General features: G+C 46.6%; 1 protein-coding gene. It reads left to right on the top strand.

Annotation, left to right across the window (positions count from 1 at the left end; genetic code table 11):
* Nucleotides 1-240: 240 nt before the first annotated feature.
* Nucleotides 241-1,248 (top strand): IS110 family RNA-guided transposase, encoded by a 1,008-nt coding sequence (locus FH603_RS28090; RefSeq protein ID WP_186742674.1) that lies wholly within the window; start codon nt 241-243, stop codon nt 1,246-1,248.
* Nucleotides 1,249-1,261: the final 13 nt, after the last annotated feature.

Below are 1,261 nucleotides of genomic sequence, written 5' to 3'. Positions count from 1 at the left end.
CCGGCCTTTAGGTTTGTGGTGTGGTAAGAATCCCAGATTTAAGTAGCTTACCCAAAAAGAAAACAGAGCGGGCTTCCCTATGGCATTCCGGCCAGGCTAACGACCAATGGGTGGATTCAGGACCCGCTCTGCTCTTTACTTGCCAAGGTTCGCATAGAAATGAGGGCGTTGGGGCCCAGTAGTAAGGTATCGAACAACAAGGCAAGGGAAATCATCTTCAATCCTAAATTACGACTTACCATGGACATTCAGTACTTCATTGGTGTTGACATCGCCAAAGGCACGTTGGATTGGGCCGTCTTTGATGGGAAAAGTATTGTATTGCAGACCCATTCAGCTAATTCAGTAGCAGGTATCAAAACTGTGCTTCGTTTGTTGAAAGGCTTACCTGGCTGGAATAGCAAACAGGTGATCTTTTGCATGGAACACACGGGACTGTACAACGCACATCTGTTGGATTTCCTGTATCGACTAAAATTACCTATTTGGTTAGAAGGTAGTTTACAGATCAAGAGAGCAGGCGGTCTACAACGCGGTAAAACTGACACCATTGATGCACAACGAATTGCTGAGTACGCTTTTAGGTTCCGGGATCGAATGCGGTTATGGCAACCTCCTCGCCCTGTTATTCAACAATTAGCTTTCCTAAGTGCCGCTCGTCAACGATTAATTCAGGTTTACAATCAGTTGGCGAATCCTTTGACAGAACAACAAAGCTTTGTCAACTCTACTTTACAAAAGCAGCTGCTGAAAAGCTGTAAAGCCTCTCTAGCGGCTTTGGAAAAGGATCGTAAGGCAATCGACAAAGCAATTGACAAACTCATCGAGGAAGACTGCCAGCTCAAAGAGCTTTTCAGCCTAATCACCTCTGTCCCAGGTGTTGGCGTAGCCACCGCCACTGAGGTAGTCATAGCCACTAATGAATTAAAGACAATCACTGACCCCAAACAGATGGCTTGTCATGCTGGGGTCGCTCCCTTTGAATACAAATCCGGCACCAGTATTCGAAGTCGCCCTGGCGTTAGCCAGCACGCCCGCAAACGTCTCAAGAGCTTGTTTCATTTGGGCGCTATTTCTGCCATTCGGGTCAAAGGTGAACTGCGGGACTACTACCAACGAAAAGTGGGCGACGGCAAAAGTAAGATGTCGGTGATCAATGCGGTCCGTAACAAGCTAATTCATCGCGTGTATGCAGTGGTTAGACGCGGGGAAAAATATGACAAATTTTATTCCCTTTCCATTGCATAGACCATAGAAATCC

The sequence above is a fragment of the Spirosoma utsteinense genome, assembly GCF_014282275.1.
Classification (GTDB): Bacteria; Bacteroidota; Bacteroidia; order Cytophagales; family Spirosomataceae; genus Spirosoma; species Spirosoma utsteinense.
This window is presented reverse-complemented; position numbering and strand designations above follow the sequence as displayed.